Genomic DNA, 18013 nt, shown 5'->3' with positions numbered 1-18013 from the left:
ATCAGGGAAAACGGGGCGTGTGACGGTGGTCGCAGGGGACGTTTAGGGTTTCCTGACGTCCGTCCGGACGCACCTGGAAGGCACCTGTCTATACTCGGGGCATGAACCTGTGTTTCCTGTCACCTGACCGCCATGGGGGCGGCAGGTCATGAGTCTGCTCGACATGATCGGGCCCGTGATGATCGGGCCGAGCAGCAGTCACACGGCGGGCGCGTGCCGCATCGGACTGGTCGCGCGGCAGCTGCTGGGCGCGCCGCCCGTACACGCGCGGATCGGTCTGCACGCGAGCTTCGCGAAGACCGGGCGCGGTCACGGGACGCTGCTCGCGGTGGTGGCGGGCCTGCTGGGGTACGCGCCGGACGACGCGCGCCTCCCGCAGGCGTTCGAGGAGGCGAACCGTGCGGGCCTGACCACCGAGTTCCGTGACGTGGACCTGGGCGACGTGCACCCCAACAGCGCGCAGCTGGAACTGCAGGACGCCGCGGGCGGCCGCGTGTCGCTGGTCGGGAGCAGCACGGGCGGCGGCGTGATCGAGGTGAGCCGCGTGGACGGGTTCCGCGTGAGTTTCAGCGGGGCGAGCGCCACGCTGCTGCTGCGGTACACGGACGCGCTGGGCGTGATCGCGCGCGTCGCGTCGCTCGTGTCGGCCGATCACGTGAACATCGCGGCGCTGGTGTGCTCGCGCGAGAAGCGCGGCGGAAACGCGATGCTGTGCATCGAGCTGGACCAGGCCCTGTCGGGCGCGGCGCTCGCGTTCCTGAACGGCTGGCCGGAAATGGACTGGGTGCGGATGGTGCGGCCCATCATGGACGCGGGCGACACCATCGGGGGCGGCGACGTGCCGGTGCTGCCAGGGACGACCGCATGACGCCCACGCTGGCGGACATTCAGGCGGCGCCCACCCCGGCGTCCCGCTGGGTGCTGGAACAGGACTGCCAGGAGAGCGGGCTGGACGAGGGCACGGTCCGTGCCGCGATGCTGGGCCGCATCCGCGAGATGCGCGGCAGCATCGAGCGGGGCCTGCAGACGGACGCGCCGAGCATCACGGGCATGGTCGGCTGGAACGCCAGGGGGCTGCACGAGGCGCCGGACGTGCTGCAGTCTCCCCTGCTGAAGCGCGTGCAGGCGTACGCGATGGCCGTGAACGAGGAGAACGCCCGCATGGGCCGCATCGTGGCGGCCCCCACCGCCGGGAGTGCGGGCACCATTCCGGGCGCGCTGCTGGGCGTCGCGGACCACCTGGGCCTGCCGGACGAGGCGCTCGTCATGCCGATGGTGCTGGCGGCCGGGATCGGGCAGGCGATCTCGCGTCAGATGTTCATTTCGGGCGCGGCGGGCGGGTGCCAGGCGGAGATCGGGAGCAGTGCCGCGATGGCGGCGGCCGCCGTGACGGAACTGCTGGGCGGCAGCAGTCGCGCGTGCGTGCACGCGGCCACCATGGCGCTCATGAACACCATCGGGCTGGTGTGCGACCCGGTGGGCGGCTTCGTGGAGGTGCCGTGCGTGAGCCGAAACGCGTTCTTCGCGGTGCATGCCGTGAGCGCGGCTCAGCTCGCGCTCGCGCACCTGGAGAGCTTCATTCCGCCGGACGAGGTGGTGACGGCGATGGCGCAGGTGGGCCGCATGATGCCGCTGGAGCTGCGCGAGACGGCCGAGGGTGGCCTCGCGCAGACGCCGACGGGGCTGGCCGTCACGGAACGCATGGGCCGCTGAGGCCCGCACCCCGGTCAGCCGGGCAGCGTGGCCGGGGCGGGCAGTCGAAGGGCCTGAAGCAGTTCCGCGTGGCTGTGCAGCAGCCTGGACGCGCCCGCCGCGAGCAGTTCGGCGGGCAGCGCGTCGTGCGTGTGCCCGCCCGCCAGCAGGCCCCACACGGTCGCGCCCGCCGCCACGCCCGCACGGACGCCGGTGCTGCTGTCCTCGATCACGACGGCCTGCCGCACGTCCACCCCGAGGGCCTGCGCGGCGTGCAGGTACAGGTCCGGGAGGGGTTTGCCGCGCCCGCCCACCTGTTCCGGGTCGAAGCTGTACGGCACGAGCGGCTGCAGGCCCGACGCACTCAGTTTCAGGTCGAGCCGGTCGCGGCGCGAGTTGCTCGCCACGGCGTACGGCACGCCCGCGTCCCGCAGGGCGGCCAGCGTGACGGCCGCGCCGGGCAGGGCGGGCACCCGCTCGAAGGACTGCGCGAGGGCCGCGTCCGTCCGGGCCGGGAACCCGTCGGGCGGCGTCCAGCCGTGCTGCTCGGACAGACGCGCGTACAGCTCCTGATGCGTGAGGCCCACGGAGTTCCGCATGAACGCCTGCGGGGTGAGCGGCAGTCCGTGCTCGGCGAGCAGCGCGACCCAGACGTGGTTGGCGAGCAGCTCGGAGTCCACGAGCACACCGTCGAGATCGAAGAGGACCGCCTGAATGCCTGAAATCACGCTCCCACTGTACCGCTGGACGTGCCGGACAGCAGCGCGAACGTCACCTCGCGCGTCCCTTCCAGCGTGAGGGGGCTGTCGTCCGGGAGGCTCGTGACGACGTGCCCGTCCGCGAGCCACGCGGCGGCATTCAGGAGGGGCGCGTCGGCGGCCGGGTCGAGCGTGCCCCACAGGTGCGCCGCGCCCGCCTGCCACAGCAGCGCCCCGATGGCCTCGCCGCCCGCGTACGCGAGGAGCAGCACGGCGTCCGGCAGGCGTTCGAGCGGCCCGGCGAGACTGCGGGCCAGCGGGGCGGCCCACTCGGGCAGGTCGTGGCTCTCGGCGAGCACGCCCGCGAACCGCGAGAGGTGCAGGCGCGACGTCTGCTCCACCACGATCACGCCCGGTTCAGGCTGCGGGCGGTACACGCCGACCCTCCACGACTCGACCGGCTCGCCCGGCACCGCGCCTCCCCACGCCGCGCCCTCCACCACCACCAGCGGCGGCGCGCCGTGCGCCTCGTGCCACACGCGCAGCAGCGGCGTCACCTCCTGCGGCGTGCCCGGCAGCAGGTAACTGGCGTTCGCGCCGAGCAGCGGCGAGCCGGGCGTGTGCAGCGTCGCCGCGCCCCGGAAGTCCCGGCGCAGCGTGCAGAGCGGCTCGTAGTACGAGAGCAGCGATTCGAGTGGGGAGCCGGGCACCGTCATGCGGGCATGCTAGAGCATCCTCCCGCGCCGGAGGATGGACGGCAGCGTGGCGGGCACGGGCGCACCCGGGGGCCTTGCACGCGAGCGTCAGGCCGTGACGCGCCGCGACTCGCCCGGCAGGTCCTGGCCCGCCAGCACGCTGGCCAGGACGGCCGCGCCCCGCACGATGCCCAGTGTCGCGTACGAGAAGTGCTCGGCGGCGTCCACCGCCCACACCTGCCCGTCCTGCACGGCCCGCAACGTACTCAGGGCCGGGTGCGCGCGCAGGTTGCGCGCGAAACCCTCGTTGCCGGACAGGCCCTCGCCACAGCACATCATCACGATCACGTCCGGGTCGGCGGTCCTCACGTCGTCCCAGGACACGTGGCGGGGCGTGCCGCCCGGCGTGGCGAGCACCGCCCGGCCGCCAGCGCGGCGCACCTGTTCCGGCACCCAGTGCCCGCCCACGCAGGCGGGTTCCGGCCATTCCAGCGTCAGCACGCGCGGCGCGTGCCGGACGGGCTTCACGGCGCTCCAAGCGTGGCGGGCGCGGCGCAGCACGTCCTCGCCGCCGTCCGGCAGCCGGGTGGCCCGCGCCACGGCCTGCACGTCCCGCAGCACGCCCGCCACCGTCCCGGCCCGCAGGTTCAGGAGGACCGCGCCGTCCGGCAGGGCCTCCTCCAGCGGGGCGGCCGCCCCGCCGGGCGCGTCGCCCTGCACGCGGCAGGGGCCCTCGGTGACGATCAGGTCGGGGCACACCTCGGCCAGCGCCTCGGCGCGCACGTGATGCAGCGGCCACCCGCCGCGCATGGCACTCGCCAGCACCCGTTCCGCCTCCAACGGCGACAGGCCCGCGTGCAGCGAGCGGCGCGTCAGGACCGGCAGGGTCGGCGCGCCGTCCGGCTGGCGGCACGCGTGACTGACCCCCACGAGCTGACCCTGCACACCCAGATCCCGCAGGATCCGGGTGGCGGTCGGGTGCAGCGAAGCGATTCTCACGCCTCAGGATACGGGACGCCCGCCCCGCGCCGGACGGCAAGTGCAGCCCGGCGTCTGTCAACCGGCGTCAGCGGCCCAGCAGGAAGCGCGTCGTCTCGCGGATCAGCTGATCCACCCACTCCAGGCTGTCGAAGGTGTGCCCCGCGCCCGGCAGGCCCACCGCGTCACAGCCGAGCGCCTGCGCGTACCGCACGCCCACCTCTGGCGGCACGACCGGGTCCTGATCGCCGTGGAAGACGCGCGCCTCGCCGCCCCAGCGGCGCGCGGCCTCCAGCGGGTTCAGGCGCGGCAACTCCAGCAGGAACGCCCGGCCGAGCGGCCACCCGCCCCGGTCCGTGACGACGGGCGGCACGAACCCGCCGCGCAGCATCGGCAGCCACAGTTCCGGCAGGGCCGGACTCCACAGCGCGAGCCGCTGCGGGCGCACCTCCGGGGCGCTCAGCGCCGCGACCATGCCGCCCATGCTGTGCCCCAGCAGACTCACGCGCAGCGGGTCCAGCAGCGGGTGGCGGCGCAGGTACCCGGCGGCCTCCAGCGTGTCCTGCACCTCGCGGCCCACCGTCATCTCGGAAAAGTCTCCCTCCGACTCGCCACTCCCCCGGAAATCGATGCGCATGCTCGCGATGCCCGCCGCCATCAATGCGCGCGACGTGAGCACCATCAGGCGGTGATCGGCGGACCGGCTGCCGGTGAAGCCGTGCAGCATCAGGACGCTCGGGTGGCCGTTCGGGGGCGCGTCCGTGTCGGGCAGGTGCAGCATGCCGTACACGTTCTGACCGTCCACCCGCACTGTAACGAAAGATTCCATGCGGCCCAATCTAGAGCACGCCCGCCCACGAGGGAGGGAGCGGGAACGGATTCACTGCCCCTGCAGAGGCCTGCGCGTCAGCTTCGGTCCCGCAGGAGCGGCAGGGGATTCAGGGCCGGGAAGCGGCAGGGAGAGCCCGGCCCGTACCGTTCGAACACCGCGAAGTGCAGGTGAGGGGGCGTTCCCTCGGCGTCGCCGGTCGTGCCGACCGTGCCGAGCACCGTGGCGGGCGTCACCGCCTGTCCCTCACGCAGGCCGCGCGCGACGGCGCCCAGGTGCGCGTAGTAGTACAGGCGGCCGCCCGCGCCGAGCACGTACACCCACGTGCCGCCCCGCACGCTTGACCCGGTCATCCACACGAGGCCCGCCGTGGCGCTCCGCACCACCGTTCCGCGCGGCGCGAACACGTCCTGCCCGGCGTGCAGCAGGCCCGCGCCACGCGCGGCGCGCCACGTGTCCGCCACCTGACGGACGCGCACGCCCGCCACAGGCATGGCGAGCGCCGCGTCAGGCCGGTCCGGCAGGCGGCCCGTCAGGGTGGGCAGCTTCGCGAAATGCGCGTCCCAGACGGCTTCACGCGCGGGCGACTCCCTGGGTTCCGGCTGGCACAGCAGTCCGGTGCCGCCCGCGAGAAGCATCGAAACGGCCAGGAGCACTCCAGTCACGCCGAACAGCGTGCCACACGCGGCACGTGTACGGCCTTCAGGGAACCTCCACCGTCGCCCTCACGGGCCGCCCGGCGCGCCGTTCAGAGCATGGCGAGGGGACTCGAAACGGCGGCCGCCTCGGGCGCCAGCTGCGGGCGCGCGGGGAGCGGCTGCCCGGCCGCGTCGACCACGTGCCCGTACAGCATGTGCGGCGTCGCGTGCTCGATCCGCACGGGGTAGATGCCGGGGCCGTCCGCGCCGAGCGCCTTGGGGATCACGACCGGGTGGTTGCCGCGCGTGTGGCCCTCCAGGAACCCGGAGTCGTGCGCGTCGCCGCGAATGAGGACGTTCTGCAGCGTGCCGACGCGCGCGGCATTGCGGCGCTGACTCCACTCCTTCTGCTTCACGATCAGGCGCTGCAGGCGCTCGGTCTTCACCTCGCGCGGCAGGTCCGCGAAGTGACGGTAGCTGGGCGTGCCGGGCCGGGGACTGTAGATGAACATGTACGCGCTGTCGTACCCGACCTCGTCGTACAGGTCGAGCGTCTGCTGGAAGTCCTCTTCCGTCTCGCCGGGGAAGCCCACGATGATGTCCGTCGCGAGGACCGCGTCCGGCATGTGCCTGCGGATGTGCCGGATGTGCTGCAGGTACGCGTCCCGGGTGTACTCGCGCGCCATGCGGCGCAGCACGGCGTCACTGCCGCTCTGCACGGGCAGGTGCACGAACTCGCACACGGCCGGCGTTTCCGCCATGGCCTGCGCGACGTCCTCCGTGAAGTTCATGGGGTGGCTCGTCGTGAACTTCACGCGCTCGATGCCGCTCGCGCCGACCAGCCGCAGCAGCTGCGCGAAGCTCGGGATGCCTGCCACGCGCGCCCCCTGATCGATGCCGTACGCGTTCACGTTCTGCCCGAGGAGCGTCACCTCGCGCACCCCGGCCGCCAGCAGGCCGTCCAGTTCCCGCAGGATGCTGTCCGGCGTGCGGCTCACCTGCGGGCCGCGCGTGGTCGGCACGATGCAGTACGTGCAGTGGTGATCGCAGCCGCGCATGATCGTCAGGTGCGCCTGCAGCTTGCCCTGCGGGGCGGGCGGGATGTGGTCGTGCAGTTCGTCCCTGAACTGCAGGCCCCAGAAGCGGGTGTTGCTTTCCAGCGCCGCACCCAGGTCCAGCAGACTGCCCGGCCCGAGCAGGACGTCCACCTCGAAGGTCCGGGCGAGCTGCTGGCCCTCGTCCAGCTGCGCGAGGCAGCCCATCATGCCGATCATCAGGCCACGGCTCGCCTTGAGTTTCCGCAGGTCGCCCAGCAGGCTCCGGACCTTGTCGACGGGCTTGCCGCGCACGGCGCAGGTGTTGATCAGGACGAAGTCCGCCTCGTCCACGCCGTCCACGAGATCCGCGCCGAGAGAGACGAGCTGGCTCTCGACGAGGTGAGTGTCGTATTCGTTCATCTGGCAGCCATACGTGATGACGGTCGCTTTCATGGGGACCTCCGGGCCGACCGGAGGGATTCCGGGGCCTCTGGTCCGCGCGCGCGTCCGGCCTGGGGCCGGGCGGGGCGGACGGGTGCGGGCATTGTAGCGCCCGGTCCCGGCGGCCCGCGCGCGTCAGGGCTGGCGGGTGAGGGTCACGTCGTACGCGAAGGCGAGCGTGGCGAGCGTGCCGCGCAGTTCGCCGTTCCGGACGCGGGCGACGAGCGTGCCGGCCTTGCGGCCCCCTTCGAAGAGTTCGGCGTCGACGCTGCCACCGTCGTCCGTGACGGGCACGAAGCGTCCGGTGACGGCGTACGACCGGGCGTTCCCGGTGTTCGTGAGGACGCCGTCCGCGCGGTTCGCGGCCACGTTGACGTTCAGCACGAGGCGGTAGCGGTTGTTCAGGAGGCCGTAACGGCCGGTGCCGGTGTACGTGCCGCTCACGCGGTCCGCGCCCTGCACGGCGGGCGCGGTCGGGTTGGGGTGCAGGGTCAGGTTGCCGGTCAGGCCGTTCAGGATGGGCGTGCACCCGCTCAGCGGCAGGGTGGCCGTCAGGATCAGGGGCAGGAGCGCTCGGGGCACGGCGGGACGGGCGGGGCGCACGGTGGGCATCATGCGTCACGGTACGCGCCGCACCTGAAGGTGAGCTGACCCGGCCAGCCGGGTGCGTGCAGGCCGTAGACTCTGGGGATGACTTCCTTCCCTCATATCACGGTGGTCGGCGCGGGCCTCGCCGGGTCCGAAGCCGCCCTGGCCGCCGCGCGGCTCGGCGTGCACGTCACGCTGTACGAGATGCGGCCCGTCAAGATGACGCCCGCGCACCGCAGCGGCGGTTTCGCGGAACTCGTGTGCAGCAACAGCCTCGGCGGCGAAGGTGCCCTGCAGAGCAAGGGGCTGCTGCAGGCCGAGATGCGCAGCGTCGGCAGTGCCGTCCTGGCGGGTGCCGACGCGAGCCGCCTCCCGGCCGGGAACGCGCTGGCCGTGGAGCGCGACGCGTTCAGCGAGCACGTGACGCGCGCCGTGCGCGCGCACCCGCTCGTCACGGTGGTCGGTGAGGAACTCCCGGCCCTGCCGGACGGGGTGGCGGTGATCGCGACTGGGCCGCTGACGTCCGAGGCGCTCGCGGCGGACCTCGTGCGCCTGACGGGCGGCGAACAGCTCGCCTTCTACGACGCGGCCGCGCCCGTCATCGCCTTCGACAGCATCGACATGGAAGTCGCGTTCCGCGCGGGGCGGTACGACCAGTCGGCCGACTACATCAACTGCCCCATGAACCGCGAGCAGTACGAGGCGTTCTACACGGCGCTGGAAACGGCACGCAGCCACACCCCGCACGACTGGGAGAAGCTGGAGTTCTTCGAGGGCTGCATGCCCATCGAGGAGATCGCGCGGCGCGGTCCCGACACGCCCCGCTACGGCCCCATGAAGCCGCGTGGCCTGACGGACCCGCGCACGGGACGCTGGCCGTACGCGGTCGCGCAGCTGCGGCAGGAGGACCAGGAGGGCCGCATGTGGTCCCTGGTCGGCTTCCAGACGGGCCTGAAGTGGGGCGACCAGAAGGCCGTCGTGCAGCTCATTCCGGGCCTGGAGAACGCCGAGATCGTCCGGTACGGCGTGATGCACCGCAACACGTACCTGAACGCGCCCCGCGTCCTGAACGCCGCGCTGCAGCTGCGCGCCGACCCCAGCAAGTTCGTGGCGGGCGTCCTCGCAGGCACGGAGGGGTACCTGGAGTCCGCCGCGACCGGCTGGCTCGCCGGAACGAACGCCGCACGGCTCGCGCTGGGGCTGGAGCCGGTCGTGCCGCCCCAGGAGAGCATGCTGGGCGGCCTGACCCGCTACCTGGAGAGCGCCAACCCGGAGGGCTTCCAGCCGATGAACGTGAACTGGGCGCTCGTGCCGGAACTTCCCGCCCCGGCGCCCGGCCCGAACGGCAAGGTCCGCAAGCTCGGCAAGCGCGAGAAGCGGCCCGTGATGTTCCGGCGCGGCCTGAACGCGTTCCTCGACTGGGCCGAGACGGCCGGACTGCAGGTGACGCGCCCGCCCCTGCCGGACCCCGAGCCTGCACTGCCGACGCCAGAGCCTGAACTGCAGGGGGCCGCGCAGAACTGACGCGCGCACGAAACAGAGGGACCGGCCCGCTGGCAGCGGCGACCGGTCCCTCTCCTGTATTCAGTGACCCTGCCGGGAAAGGGACGGGGCGTGGAGGACAGCGGTTCCGGGTCAGGTGCCCGCGCTGCCCTGGGGATTGCGGCGCGGGAGGAGCCGTTCCTCTTCCGCGCCGAGCCGCACGATGCGGTACTCGGCGTACTCGTTCGCGGCCACGAAGTGCCCCTGCACCGGCATGCGCCAGCGGAGCGGCGTGCCGCTGTGCTGCTGGCAGGCGTTCAGGGCGTCGGTGACCGTGTCGTGGAAGCCCAGGTTCCCCAGGTACTGCAGGGGATAAGGCTGCCAGAATTCCACGCAGTACAACGCCACCCCGTCACGGTAGCGCGCCGCGCGGTCCCTCCGGTACACCCGGATGGTCAGGGTAGGGTGACGCCGCTGTCCTGTCCGCCCCGGCCCGCGCCCGAGACTGCGGGGAGGCGTGCGGGGCGGGCGTGGCCCATACAATGCGGCATGCAGATTGTGGATGTCACGCTCGCCTACAAGACCTTCCTGACCATGGTGGTGGTCATGGACCCCATCGGGCTCGCGCCGGTGTTCATCGGGCTGGCCGGGAACCGCCCGGCGTTCGAGCGGCGCGCCATGGCGCTCAAGGCGTCCGTGGTGGCGGGCGTCATCATCCTGGCATTCGGGCTGTTCGGGCGGGCGCTGCTGGAGCGGCTCGGCATCAGCCTGGACAGCTTCCGGGTCGCGGGCGGCATCCTGCTGTTCCTGATCGCGCTGGACATGGTGTTCGCGCGGGCGAGCGGCACCAAGGAAACGCCGGACGAGGAACGCGAAGCGCAGGAGCGCGAGGACATCAGCGTGTTCCCGCTCGCCATTCCGCTCATCGCGGGGCCGGGCACGCTGGCGAGCATCATGATTCTGGCGTCGGACGCGCACGGCTCGCCGGTCCTGCTCACGGCCGTGTTTCTCGTGACGGCCGTGGTGCTGCTGCTGTGTTACCTCGCGCTGCGCGTGAGCGGGCAGATTGCGCGCGTGATCGGCCTGACGGGCGTTCACGTGGTGACGCGCGTGCTGGGCGTGCTGCTGGGCGCGCTGGCCGTGCAGTACGTGGCGGACGGCGTGCGGGGCCTGCTCGTCAACGTGGGCTGACGCGGCCGGGCCAGGAAAGACGCCCGGTGCGCGTTCAAGGCGGGCAGTTGCGTGCAGGTCCGCTGCCGCGCACCGGTATCCTGACCGGCATGCCCAGACGACGCGCCCTGCTTCCTCCTCTCCTCCTGCTGTCCTTCCTGTCTGCCGCCCAGGCGGGCCGGGTGTTCACGGACGCCTTCCGGATTCCCGGCGCGCTGCGGGACACCATGAACGCACAGCAGCTCGCGGGCGTCGGCCTGATGATCCGCAGGGCGCAGGCGGAGCTGTCGGGCGTCACGCCGTCGCAGTCGTCCGCCTGGCCGTGCGTGCCGGAAGACACGGTGGCAGCGTTCATGACGCCGAACACCCTCGCCACCTACACGCGCATGAAGGCCGCCATCGCGCAGCAGGGCTGGCACCTGACGAAAGAGGTGAAGTCACCGGACTTCAGTCAGTTCAGCGTGCAGTACAGCAGGAACGGCCAGACGATCATGGGCATGTGGGCGATGGGGGCCGTGGGGCCGCGCGCGACGGTGGTGCTGTGCCAGCAGGTGAAGGACTGGAAGCCCGCAGCGGCCACGCCCCGGACGCAGGCACGGAACATGAACGCGCCCACCCTGAAGTTGCCGTTCACGGTGCAGCTGAGCGGCTGGATCGGCGGGACCCGAAGCGTGAGGTCCACCGGGACGACGGCGGACGGGGACGCGGCGCTGCTCGCGCGCGGCAGCGTCACGGCGTCCGGCGTGATGCGGCTCGACCTGCCCGGTCGACCGAACGCGGCCCTGCTGCGCCCGGCGAGCGAGTGGAGCGCGGCGTTCGGGCTGGAGGGATCGCTGTGCGACTCAATGGATGCGCCCGTCGGCCGCGTGACGGTCAGCGACCCGCAGGTGCAGCTGGCCGTGCTGGACGACATCACGGTCCTCACGCCGCTGCTTCCCGCCGGGGCGAGCGCCGCGCAGGTACTGGCCGCACCGGTCGAGCCGGACCACCTCATCTGGAGTGGGGAACTGCTGGACTCCGGCACGAGAAAGGTGCGGCTGGTGTACAGCAGCGGGCCGGTCACGCTGGAGGGCACCGTGGCGTGCGCGGACGGGAGCGGCCGGGCGCTCGTGAGCTTGCGCCTGCCGGGCGGGTGGACGGCGCTGCAGGACATGCAGCAGATGGACGCGCGACTTCTGCTCCCCGCCAAGCCCGGCGAGGAGCTGCGTGACTGGCACGACTCCAACCTGTGATCCGGGTTCCGGCCGGATGGTGACGCGCTGGCACGGCCGGATGTGGCAGCACATGACGCGCGGCGCGGTTCAGTCGGCCTGCAGGGTCACGACCTTGAGGTGCGTGGCGGCCGGGTAGTCCTCGCCCGGTCCGAGGCGCTCCGTGACCTTCAGGTGCGGCGCGCCCGCGTGCAGCATGCGTTCGAAGGTGGCGTGCGTGACGCCCGCGTGGTTGTTCATGGCGAGCAGGTGGCCGTGCGGGGCGAGGAGCGCGGCGGCGAGGGCGGCGAGGTTGGCGTAGTCGCGTTCGCTGCGCCACACGCCGGACCGGCTGCGCGCGAAGCTGGGCGGGTCGAGGATCACGAGGTCGTAGCGGTCGTCCTTGCGGGCGAGGCGGTGCAGCCAGTCGAACACGTCGCCGTAGATGAAGTCCCGGTCCGGGTGCGGCTGGCCGGACAGGGCGTAGTTCTGCTGCCCCCACTCGAGGACCTTGCGGGACAGGTCGAGGTTCTTGACGGTGTCCGCCCCGGCGAGCGTGGCGTTCAGGCCGAAGGCGCAGGTGTACGCGAAGGTGTTGAGGACGCGGCCCGTGGCGTGCGTGCGGACCCAGCGGCGGGCGGGGCGGGCGTCCGTGAACAGGCCGACGCTCAGGTCCCCGCCGGGCCGGATGAGGTACGGGACGCCGTCCTCCAGGGCGGTCACTTCGGGCGTGTCCTCGCCCCAGAGGGGGCGCGGCGGGGCGAGTCTGTCCCGGTCGACGTTCGCGGCGTGCCGGGCCTCCTGCGGGCGGCGTTTCACGTACACGGCGCGCAGCGTGGCCGCGTCCGCCCAGGCACGCGCGAGCGCGTGCTCCTGCGCGGCGCTCAGGTCACGGTACAGGCTGAGGATGCCGGTGTCGCCCGCGAGGTCCAGGGCGTACACGTGGTCCGTCTCGGTGAGGTGCGCGGCGCGGTACACGGTGGTGCCCTGCGCGGGCAGGTGGGCGCGGCGCGCGAGGAGTCGCTGGGCCTGCAGGGTGGGGTCGGGCGGCAGCGTCACGCGGCAGAGTGTAGCGTGTCACGGGATGCAGCGTTCAGGGGCGGACGACCAGCGGGCAGGGCGCGGGCCGGGTCATCCCGAGTTGAGCCGGGCTCCTGAAGTTCAGCCGAGCGGAACGCGGAGCCGTCGCCCGGCCGCGAGCACCCACGCGTCCGGTCCGGAGGGGATGGGAGAGATACCGTTGCCGTTTCCGGCGTCCCTCCTCCCGGGTCTCGACCGGGCCGGACGGAGTCCGGATCAGTAGGCGACGCCGCCGCGCTTGATCTGGAAGCCGGTGTCGGCAAACTGCACGATGACGGTGCGGCCGTCCGCCGTGAATTTCAGGCCGGACTGCTGCGAGAAGGTGCTGCCGCTGATGCAGCTGGCCTGCAGCATGTACGTCTCGCCTTTCGCGAAGTGGACGTTCTCGCCTTTCTGGACCTTGAGGCCGCCGTCGGGCGTGAGGTTCAGTTCGGAGAGGCTCCTGCCTTCCTTCATGACGTTGACGCGCACGGCGAGGCAGGGCGAGGGGGCGCCTGAGACCATCAGGGTGTCGAGCTTGATTTCGGTGGCCTGGGTGCTGCCGGTCCACGCGAGGACGGCGGCGCCGAGGGCCAGGGCCCAGCGCTGAGTTGCGTTCATTGCTTCGAGTGTAGAGGGGGCGTGTCACAGGGCACTCACGGTTCGTGGGGCGTTTGTATGAAAGTCGTCAGGAAGCGTTTCCACAAACGATTGCGGTCATTGCAGGTGCCTGCTCGGTGGACGTTCAGTGAAAGTGATTCTCACAGACCCGTCAGCCTCACGCCATGACTGCGGGGCAGGGAGAACGGATGAACCCCGTCTTCCCTGCCCCGCTGCCCCGCCCCCGTGACCGCCGCGACTGCGGCGGCCATCAGGGCAGAATGATTCTGCTTACTTGTTCAGCACCTGCTTGAGCAGGTCGATGATCTGCGGCATGGTGTCCGCGACCGGCACGTTGGCGGCCGCGAAGGCCGCGAGCTTGCTTTCGGGCGTACCGACGTTGCCCATGATGATCGCACCGGCGTGACCCATGCGCTTCCCGGCGGGCGCGCTGCGGCCCGAGATGAAGGCCACGACGGGCTTCTTCATGGAGGAGGCGATGTACTCGGCTGCCGCTTCCTCGTCCGCGCCGCCGATCTCACCGATGACGACCACGGCGTCCGTGTCGGGGTCCGCCTCGAAGAGGGGCAGCACGTCCGCGAAGGTCGTGCCGATGACGGGGTCGCCGCCGATGCCGACCGTGGTGCTGGTGCCCAGGCCCGCGTCGCCGAGGAGTTTCGCGGACTCGTACGTGAGGGTGCCGCTGCGGCTGATGAGCCCGATGCGGCCCTTCTGCTCGTAGATGCGGTTCGGCATGATGCCGATCTTGGTCTCGCCGCTGCTGACGAGGCCAGGGCAGTTCCCGCCGATGAGGCGGATGCCCTTGCCGCCCGCCGCGCGGTTCTGCGCGTCGAGGGCCTTGACTTCCTGCACGGCCTTCATCATGTCGACGGTGGGCACGCCCTCCGTGATCAGCACGATGAGTTCCACGCCCGCGTGCGCCGCTTCGAGGACGCTGTCCGCCGCGCCGAAGGGCGGCACGAAGATGATGGACACGTCGGGGTGCAGCGCGTCGACCGCTTCAGCGACGCTGTTGAAGACCGGGAGGCCCTCGACTTCGGTGCCGCCCTTGCCGGGGGTCACGCCGCCGAGCACCTTCGTGCCGAACGCCAGCATGGCCTTGGTGTGGTTGAGTCCCTCGCGCCCGGTGATGCCCTGCACGATGACCTTGCTGTCCTTGTTCACGAGAATCGCCATTACTTCTTCGCCTCCTCGACGGCAGCCTCGGCGGCCTGGAACATGTCGGGGTACATCTTGATCATGTCGCTGTTCACCTCGGCGAGCAGCGCCTTCGCTTCGTCCTCGGCCGTACCCGCGATACGCATACGGACGGGCTTGGTGAGGATGCCTTCCTGCAGGGCCTGGATGACGCCCTTCGCGACCTCGTCGGCGCGGGTGATGCCGCCGAAGATGTTGATGAAGATGCTCTTGACGTCGCTGTCCTTCAGGACGAGCTTCACGGCGTTGTACACGATGTCGGCGCGCGCGCCGCCGCCGATGTCGAGGAAGTTCGCGGGCTTGCCGCCCACGCGGTTCACGACGTCGAGGGTGGTCATGACGATGCCCGCGCCGTTGCCGAGCACGCCGGTGCTGCCGTCGAGCTTCACGTACGCGAAGCCGTACTTGGCGGCCTCGATCTCGAGGGGGTGGTCGGCCTCGCTCTCGCGCAGCGCGGCGAGGTCCGGGTGACGGAAGAGGGCGTTGTCGTCCACGTCGAACTTGGTGTCGAGCGCGAGCGGGTTGCCTTTCTCGTCGATGAACAGCGGGTTGATCTCGACGAGGTTCGCGTCGAGTTCCAGGGCCGCGCGGGCCATCTTGACCATGATGTCGGCGATCTTGTTGAGGTTCCCCTTGAAGCCGGCCTTGAGGGCGACCTCGCGGGCCTCGTAGGGGCGCAGGCCCGTGACGGGATCGACGCGGTGGCGGATGATCGCTTCGGGGCGCTCGGCGGCGAGTTCCTCGATCTCCATGCCGCCCTCGGCGCAGGCCATCAGCGTGAAGCTCTGGACGTTGCGGTCCACGATCATGCCGACGTAGTACTCGGTGCCGGCGTCGATGTCGACGGCCTTGGTGACGAGCACCTTGTTGACGGTGAGGCCCTTGATGTCCATGCCGAGGATCTTCTCGGCGTTCTCGAAGGCCTTGTCGGGCGTCGGGCTGAACTTCACGCCGCCCGCCTTGCCGCGCCCGCCGACGTACACCTGCGCCTTCACGACGACCGGCTGGCCGTACTCGTTGGCGATGGTGCGCACCTCGTCGGGGGTGTAGGCGACCTTGCCGTCCTGAACGTTCACGCCGAAGCGGCGGAGCAGTTCCTTGCCCTGATACTCGTGGAGTTTCATGTACAGCCTCCTCAGGCGTGGGGTCAGTCCCGCAGCGGGGAGCTGACCGAATGGGTGTGGTTCTCTTGCGTTCCCAACCGCTGAGTATACCCGCCCACCCTCAGCTGCCCGTCCTGTCCCTGATCTGGGGACAGCGTGCGCGTCCGTATATCCGGGCGGCGCGCATCCGGGCAGGGCATGCGCGGGCGGGCGTCAGCGGCCAAGGTGGCGGCCCCGCAGGTAGACGAGGACCGGTCCCGTCAGCGCGGCGGTCAGGCCCAGCGCGCCCCACAGCGGCGCGTGCAGCAGCGCGAAGTTCGCGAGGGCCAGCCCGCCCTGCAGCAGCACGGTGGACAGCGACTGCCGCAGGTCGCTGCGCTGCCCGGGCCGGAACAGGTCGGCGCGGCGCACCTGCATGGGCCACCACAGCACGATCACGGCGCTGCCCAGCACGGACAGCAGCGACAGCAGCACGCCCAGCAGCGACTGCGCGCCCGGAGAACGCGCGAGCAGCAGGGCGGACAGCGCCCCCCACAGCAGCAGGACCGGCAGGACGGCCGCGAGCAGCTTCACGCGCCGCAGCCGCTCCGCGGGCTGCGGGGCCGTCATCAGGAGTTCCGGGGCGTCCTCGGCGTTCGCGGTGATGTGCGCGAGGCCCGCCGTGAGCGACCCGAGCGCCAGCACGCCCACACTGCCCGTCACGATGCCCGCCCCCACCTGCCGCTTCAGCGTGAACGCGAGCGGCAGCAGGTACACCAGCTGCAGCAGCGTGCGCGACAGCAGCAGCGGGTCACGCTGCAGGAGCCGCCATTCCTTGAACAGCAGCGCCAGGCGGCCCGGACGGAACGTCAGGACCTGCACGCCGCGCCCGGCGGCAGGCCGGTCGTGCGACGTGGCCTGCTGCGCGCCGCTCCGGAACGCGCCCTGCAGCAGCACGACACTCCCCGCGAACACCAGCAGGGTCAGCGCCACGAACATCACGGCCGGTCCCGGCTCCAGCCACAGCGCCCGCGCGGGAATCCAGACGGGACTTCCCTCCCCCAGCACGCCCCGCCCCGCCAGACCCGCCTGCACGCCCCCCACGAGCGACGTCTCCAGCGCCGAGTGGCCCGTCATGTTCTGCCACTGGCTGAGCAGGTACAGGCCGCCGCCACCCACCGCGCCGACCACGGACGCCACGGTGCGCGCCGACCGCACGCCCACCAGCCGCACCAGCCCCAGCGTGAACAGCGCCGCGAGCGCCGTGGACAGCAGCGACACGCACATCAGCCACGGCAGCACGCCCAGCGCGCGCCACACGCCCACGAACACGCCCACCAGCACCGGCGGGAGGGCCAGCAGCGCCACCAGCGCCACGGACGACACCGCCACCCCCAGCAGGCGCGACGCGAGCACCACGCCCGGCGGGATCGGCGCGCCCAGCAGCAGGTCCAGATCGCCCCGCTCGTACAGCGACTCCAGCAGCGCCGTCACGCTCGCCGAGAACAGCAGCAGCCCCAGGCCCAGCCCCACCACGCCCACCAGCAGCAGCGGGAGGCCCGTCAGGTGCGGCGAGCCGTTCAGCGCGTCCCGCGAGGGCCACACCGCCACCGACACCGCGAGGATCAGCACCGCGCCCAACCCCAGCATCCAGCGCGTCCCCGCGGACGCGAAGCGTGACCGCCAGTCGAGCCGCACCTGACGCACGATCAGCCACGGCAGCGACCCCGGCCGCCACGCGCCCCGCCGCACCGGCCGCGCCGCGCCCGGCCCGCCGTCTGGTCCTGCTCCAGCTCCAGACGCCCCGTTCAACTCCGCGTCAGAGGACGACATCCCGCCCCCGGCCACCCGCGCCCACCAGTTCCAGGAACACGTCCTCCAGCGAGCCCTGCCCCGCATGCCCCACCTGCTCGCGCAACTCCGCCAGCGTGCCCTGCGCGACGAGCCGCCCCGCGCGAATCACGCCGATCCGGTCCGACAGCTGCTCCGCGACCTCCATGATGTGCGTCGTCAGCACCACCGCGCCCCCCGCGTCCACGAAGGCCCGCAGCGCGTCCTTCACCTGCCGCGCCGCCGCCGCGTCCAGCCCGGTGAGCGGCTCGTCCAGCAGCATCAGGCGCGGCGAGTGCACCAGCGCGCCCGCCAGCGCCAGCTTCTGCTTCATGCCGCGCGAGAACGACTCCGTCAGCGCCGCACGGTGCTCCCACAACTCCAGCCACACCAGCAGCCGCTGCGCTTCCGGCGCGGCCACCGACGCCGGAATGCCCCACAGGCCAGCCACGAACTCCAGGTACTCCGGCGCGCGCAGCTTCCCGTACAGCATCGGGTCGTCCGGCAGGTACGCCATCACGCGCTTCGCGCTCAGCGGATGGCTCAGGACACTGTGCCCGTACACGCGCACGTCCCCGCCGTCCGGTTCGAGCAGGCCCGCGATCATCCGGAGCGTCGTCGTCTTCCCAGCCCCGTTCGTGCCGAGCAGCGCGTACAGCTCGCCCGGCCGCACGGTGAACGACAGGTCCGACACGGCCTGCCCGCCGGAGAAGCGTTTCGAGAGGCCAGTCAGTTCCAGCGGGGCGGGAGAGCCGGTCATGCCTCAGCGTACGGCAGGCGCGGACG

Annotated in this window: 19 protein-coding genes; 5 read left to right on the top strand and 14 right to left on the bottom strand. The window is 71.9% G+C overall.

Going from position 1 to position 18013, the window contains the following annotated elements:
• The first annotated feature begins 148 nt into the window (after positions 1-148).
• Both sdaAB and IEY33_RS00605 read left to right on the top strand, forming a co-directional pair.
• Positions 149-868, top strand: coding sequence for an L-serine ammonia-lyase, iron-sulfur-dependent subunit beta (gene sdaAB, locus IEY33_RS00610; protein ID WP_188960300.1), 720 nt, complete (start codon positions 149-151; stop codon positions 866-868).
• Positions 865-1713, top strand: coding sequence for an L-serine ammonia-lyase, iron-sulfur-dependent, subunit alpha (locus IEY33_RS00605; RefSeq protein ID WP_188960299.1), 849 nt, complete (start codon positions 865-867; stop codon positions 1711-1713). Before sdaAB ends, IEY33_RS00605 begins: the two co-directional genes overlap by 4 nt.
• A 14-nt stretch (positions 1714-1727) precedes the next feature.
• Here IEY33_RS00605 and IEY33_RS00600 read toward each other — a convergent pair whose 3' ends face one another.
• The 7 genes from IEY33_RS00600 to IEY33_RS00570 form a co-directional block, all read right to left on the bottom strand.
• Positions 1728-2420 (bottom strand): HAD family hydrolase, encoded by a 693-nt coding sequence (locus tag IEY33_RS00600; protein WP_188960298.1) that lies wholly within the window; start codon positions 2418-2420, stop codon positions 1728-1730.
• A complete protein-coding gene (locus tag IEY33_RS00595; RefSeq protein ID WP_188960297.1) occupies positions 2417-3106 on the bottom strand; it encodes a hypothetical protein in 690 nt (229 codons plus the stop codon). Before IEY33_RS00595 ends, IEY33_RS00600 begins: the two co-directional genes overlap by 4 nt.
• 87 nt (positions 3107-3193) lie before the next feature.
• Positions 3194-4084 (bottom strand): ABC transporter substrate-binding protein, encoded by an 891-nt coding sequence (locus tag IEY33_RS00590; protein ID WP_188960296.1) that lies wholly within the window; start codon positions 4082-4084, stop codon positions 3194-3196.
• Between the two features lie 67 nt (positions 4085-4151).
• Positions 4152-4892 carry an alpha/beta hydrolase family protein gene (locus IEY33_RS00585; protein ID WP_188960295.1) on the bottom strand — a complete coding sequence of 247 codons (741 nt, stop codon included), beginning with the start codon at positions 4890-4892 and terminating at the stop codon, positions 4152-4154.
• Positions 4893-4969: 77 nt separating this feature from the next.
• Positions 4970-5557, bottom strand: a complete 588-nt coding sequence (locus tag IEY33_RS00580) for a M23 family metallopeptidase (RefSeq protein ID WP_229670646.1) — start codon at positions 5555-5557, stop codon at positions 4970-4972.
• Between the two features lie 83 nt (positions 5558-5640).
• Positions 5641-7020 carry a tRNA (N6-isopentenyl adenosine(37)-C2)-methylthiotransferase MiaB gene (miaB, locus tag IEY33_RS00575; RefSeq protein ID WP_188960294.1) on the bottom strand — a complete coding sequence of 460 codons (1380 nt, stop codon included), beginning with the start codon at positions 7018-7020 and terminating at the stop codon, positions 5641-5643.
• A gap of 123 nt (positions 7021-7143) precedes the next feature.
• Positions 7144-7623, bottom strand: coding sequence for a hypothetical protein (locus IEY33_RS00570; protein WP_188960293.1), 480 nt, complete (start codon positions 7621-7623; stop codon positions 7144-7146).
• Between the two features lie 75 nt (positions 7624-7698).
• Here IEY33_RS00570 and trmFO point away from each other — a divergent pair, with 75 nt between their 5' ends.
• The gene (gene trmFO, locus IEY33_RS00565) at positions 7699-9120 is read left to right on the top strand and encodes a methylenetetrahydrofolate--tRNA-(uracil(54)-C(5))-methyltransferase (FADH(2)-oxidizing) TrmFO (protein WP_188960292.1); all 1422 of its coding nucleotides are present in this window, start codon (positions 7699-7701) and stop codon (positions 9118-9120) included.
• Between the two features lie 111 nt (positions 9121-9231).
• On the opposite strand, the gene IEY33_RS00560 is transcribed toward trmFO, so the two are convergent.
• Positions 9232-9525 carry a hypothetical protein gene (locus IEY33_RS00560; RefSeq protein ID WP_188960291.1) on the bottom strand — a complete coding sequence of 98 codons (294 nt, stop codon included), beginning with the start codon at positions 9523-9525 and terminating at the stop codon, positions 9232-9234.
• A 102-nt stretch (positions 9526-9627) separates the two neighbouring features.
• Between IEY33_RS00560 and IEY33_RS00555 the strand changes: the two genes are divergently transcribed.
• Complete coding sequence (locus IEY33_RS00555) at positions 9628-10269, top strand: MarC family protein (RefSeq protein ID WP_188960290.1); 642 nt, start codon at positions 9628-9630, stop codon at positions 10267-10269.
• An 89-nt stretch (positions 10270-10358) separates the two neighbouring features.
• Positions 10359-11480 carry a hypothetical protein gene (locus IEY33_RS00550; RefSeq protein ID WP_188960289.1) on the top strand — a complete coding sequence of 374 codons (1122 nt, stop codon included), beginning with the start codon at positions 10359-10361 and terminating at the stop codon, positions 11478-11480.
• 69 nt (positions 11481-11549) lie between these two features.
• Here the strand turns inward: IEY33_RS00550 and IEY33_RS00545 are convergent, their stop codons facing one another.
• The 6 genes from IEY33_RS00545 to IEY33_RS00520 all read right to left on the bottom strand — a co-directional run bounded on the left by IEY33_RS00545 (position 11550) and on the right by IEY33_RS00520 (position 17987).
• On the bottom strand, positions 11550-12497 hold the full coding sequence (locus tag IEY33_RS00545) for a class I SAM-dependent methyltransferase (protein ID WP_188960288.1): 948 nt from the start codon (positions 12495-12497) through the stop codon (positions 11550-11552).
• 237 nt (positions 12498-12734) lie between these two features.
• Positions 12735-13118 carry a hypothetical protein gene (locus IEY33_RS00540; protein WP_188960287.1) on the bottom strand — a complete coding sequence of 128 codons (384 nt, stop codon included), beginning with the start codon at positions 13116-13118 and terminating at the stop codon, positions 12735-12737.
• A gap of 270 nt (positions 13119-13388) precedes the next feature.
• Positions 13389-14294: a succinate--CoA ligase subunit alpha gene (gene sucD / locus IEY33_RS00535; protein ID WP_188960286.1), complete on the bottom strand. Its 906-nt coding sequence runs from the start codon at positions 14292-14294 to the stop codon at positions 13389-13391.
• Positions 14294-15439, bottom strand: a complete 1146-nt coding sequence (gene sucC / locus IEY33_RS00530) for an ADP-forming succinate--CoA ligase subunit beta (protein WP_188960285.1) — start codon at positions 15437-15439, stop codon at positions 14294-14296. Before sucC ends, sucD begins: the two co-directional genes overlap by 1 nt.
• 192 nt (positions 15440-15631) lie before the next feature.
• Complete coding sequence (locus tag IEY33_RS00525) at positions 15632-17230, bottom strand: hypothetical protein (RefSeq protein ID WP_188960284.1); 1599 nt, start codon at positions 17228-17230, stop codon at positions 15632-15634.
• Complete coding sequence (locus IEY33_RS00520) at positions 17217-17987, bottom strand: ABC transporter ATP-binding protein (protein WP_188960283.1); 771 nt, start codon at positions 17985-17987, stop codon at positions 17217-17219. Before IEY33_RS00520 ends, IEY33_RS00525 begins: the two co-directional genes overlap by 14 nt.
• Positions 17988-18013 lie beyond the last annotated feature (26 nt).

The organism is Deinococcus aquiradiocola (assembly GCF_014646915.1).
GTDB classification, from domain to species: domain Bacteria; phylum Deinococcota; class Deinococci; order Deinococcales; family Deinococcaceae; genus Deinococcus; species Deinococcus aquiradiocola.
Note: the sequence above shows the minus strand (reverse complement) of the source record. Positions and strands in the feature narration are given on the sequence as shown.

Excerpts from the sequence above, each read along its gene's own strand:
- IEY33_RS00525 (WP_188960284.1), bottom strand. The coding sequence starts at position 17,230 with ATGTCGTCCTCTGACGCGGAGTTGAACGGGGCGTCTGGAGCTGGAGCA.
- IEY33_RS00605 (WP_188960299.1), top strand. The coding sequence starts at position 865 with ATGACGCCCACGCTGGCGGACATTCAGGCGGCGCCCACCCCGGCGTCC.
- IEY33_RS00520 (WP_188960283.1), bottom strand. The coding sequence starts at position 17,987 with ATGACCGGCTCTCCCGCCCCGCTGGAACTGACTGGCCTCTCGAAACGC.
- miaB (WP_188960294.1), bottom strand. The coding sequence starts at position 7,020 with ATGAAAGCGACCGTCATCACGTATGGCTGCCAGATGAACGAATACGAC.
- IEY33_RS00570 (WP_188960293.1), bottom strand. The coding sequence starts at position 7,623 with ATGATGCCCACCGTGCGCCCCGCCCGTCCCGCCGTGCCCCGAGCGCTC.
- IEY33_RS00555 (WP_188960290.1), top strand. The coding sequence starts at position 9,628 with ATGCAGATTGTGGATGTCACGCTCGCCTACAAGACCTTCCTGACCATG.
- IEY33_RS00540 (WP_188960287.1), bottom strand. The coding sequence starts at position 13,118 with ATGAACGCAACTCAGCGCTGGGCCCTGGCCCTCGGCGCCGCCGTCCTC.
- sucC (WP_188960285.1), bottom strand. The coding sequence starts at position 15,439 with ATGAAACTCCACGAGTATCAGGGCAAGGAACTGCTCCGCCGCTTCGGC.
- sdaAB (WP_188960300.1), top strand. The coding sequence starts at position 149 with ATGAGTCTGCTCGACATGATCGGGCCCGTGATGATCGGGCCGAGCAGC.
- trmFO (WP_188960292.1), top strand. The coding sequence starts at position 7,699 with ATGACTTCCTTCCCTCATATCACGGTGGTCGGCGCGGGCCTCGCCGGG.
- IEY33_RS00585 (WP_188960295.1), bottom strand. The coding sequence starts at position 4,892 with ATGGAATCTTTCGTTACAGTGCGGGTGGACGGTCAGAACGTGTACGGC.
- IEY33_RS00550 (WP_188960289.1), top strand. The coding sequence starts at position 10,359 with ATGCCCAGACGACGCGCCCTGCTTCCTCCTCTCCTCCTGCTGTCCTTC.
- sucD (WP_188960286.1), bottom strand. The coding sequence starts at position 14,294 with ATGGCGATTCTCGTGAACAAGGACAGCAAGGTCATCGTGCAGGGCATC.
- IEY33_RS00595 (WP_188960297.1), bottom strand. The coding sequence starts at position 3,106 with ATGACGGTGCCCGGCTCCCCACTCGAATCGCTGCTCTCGTACTACGAG.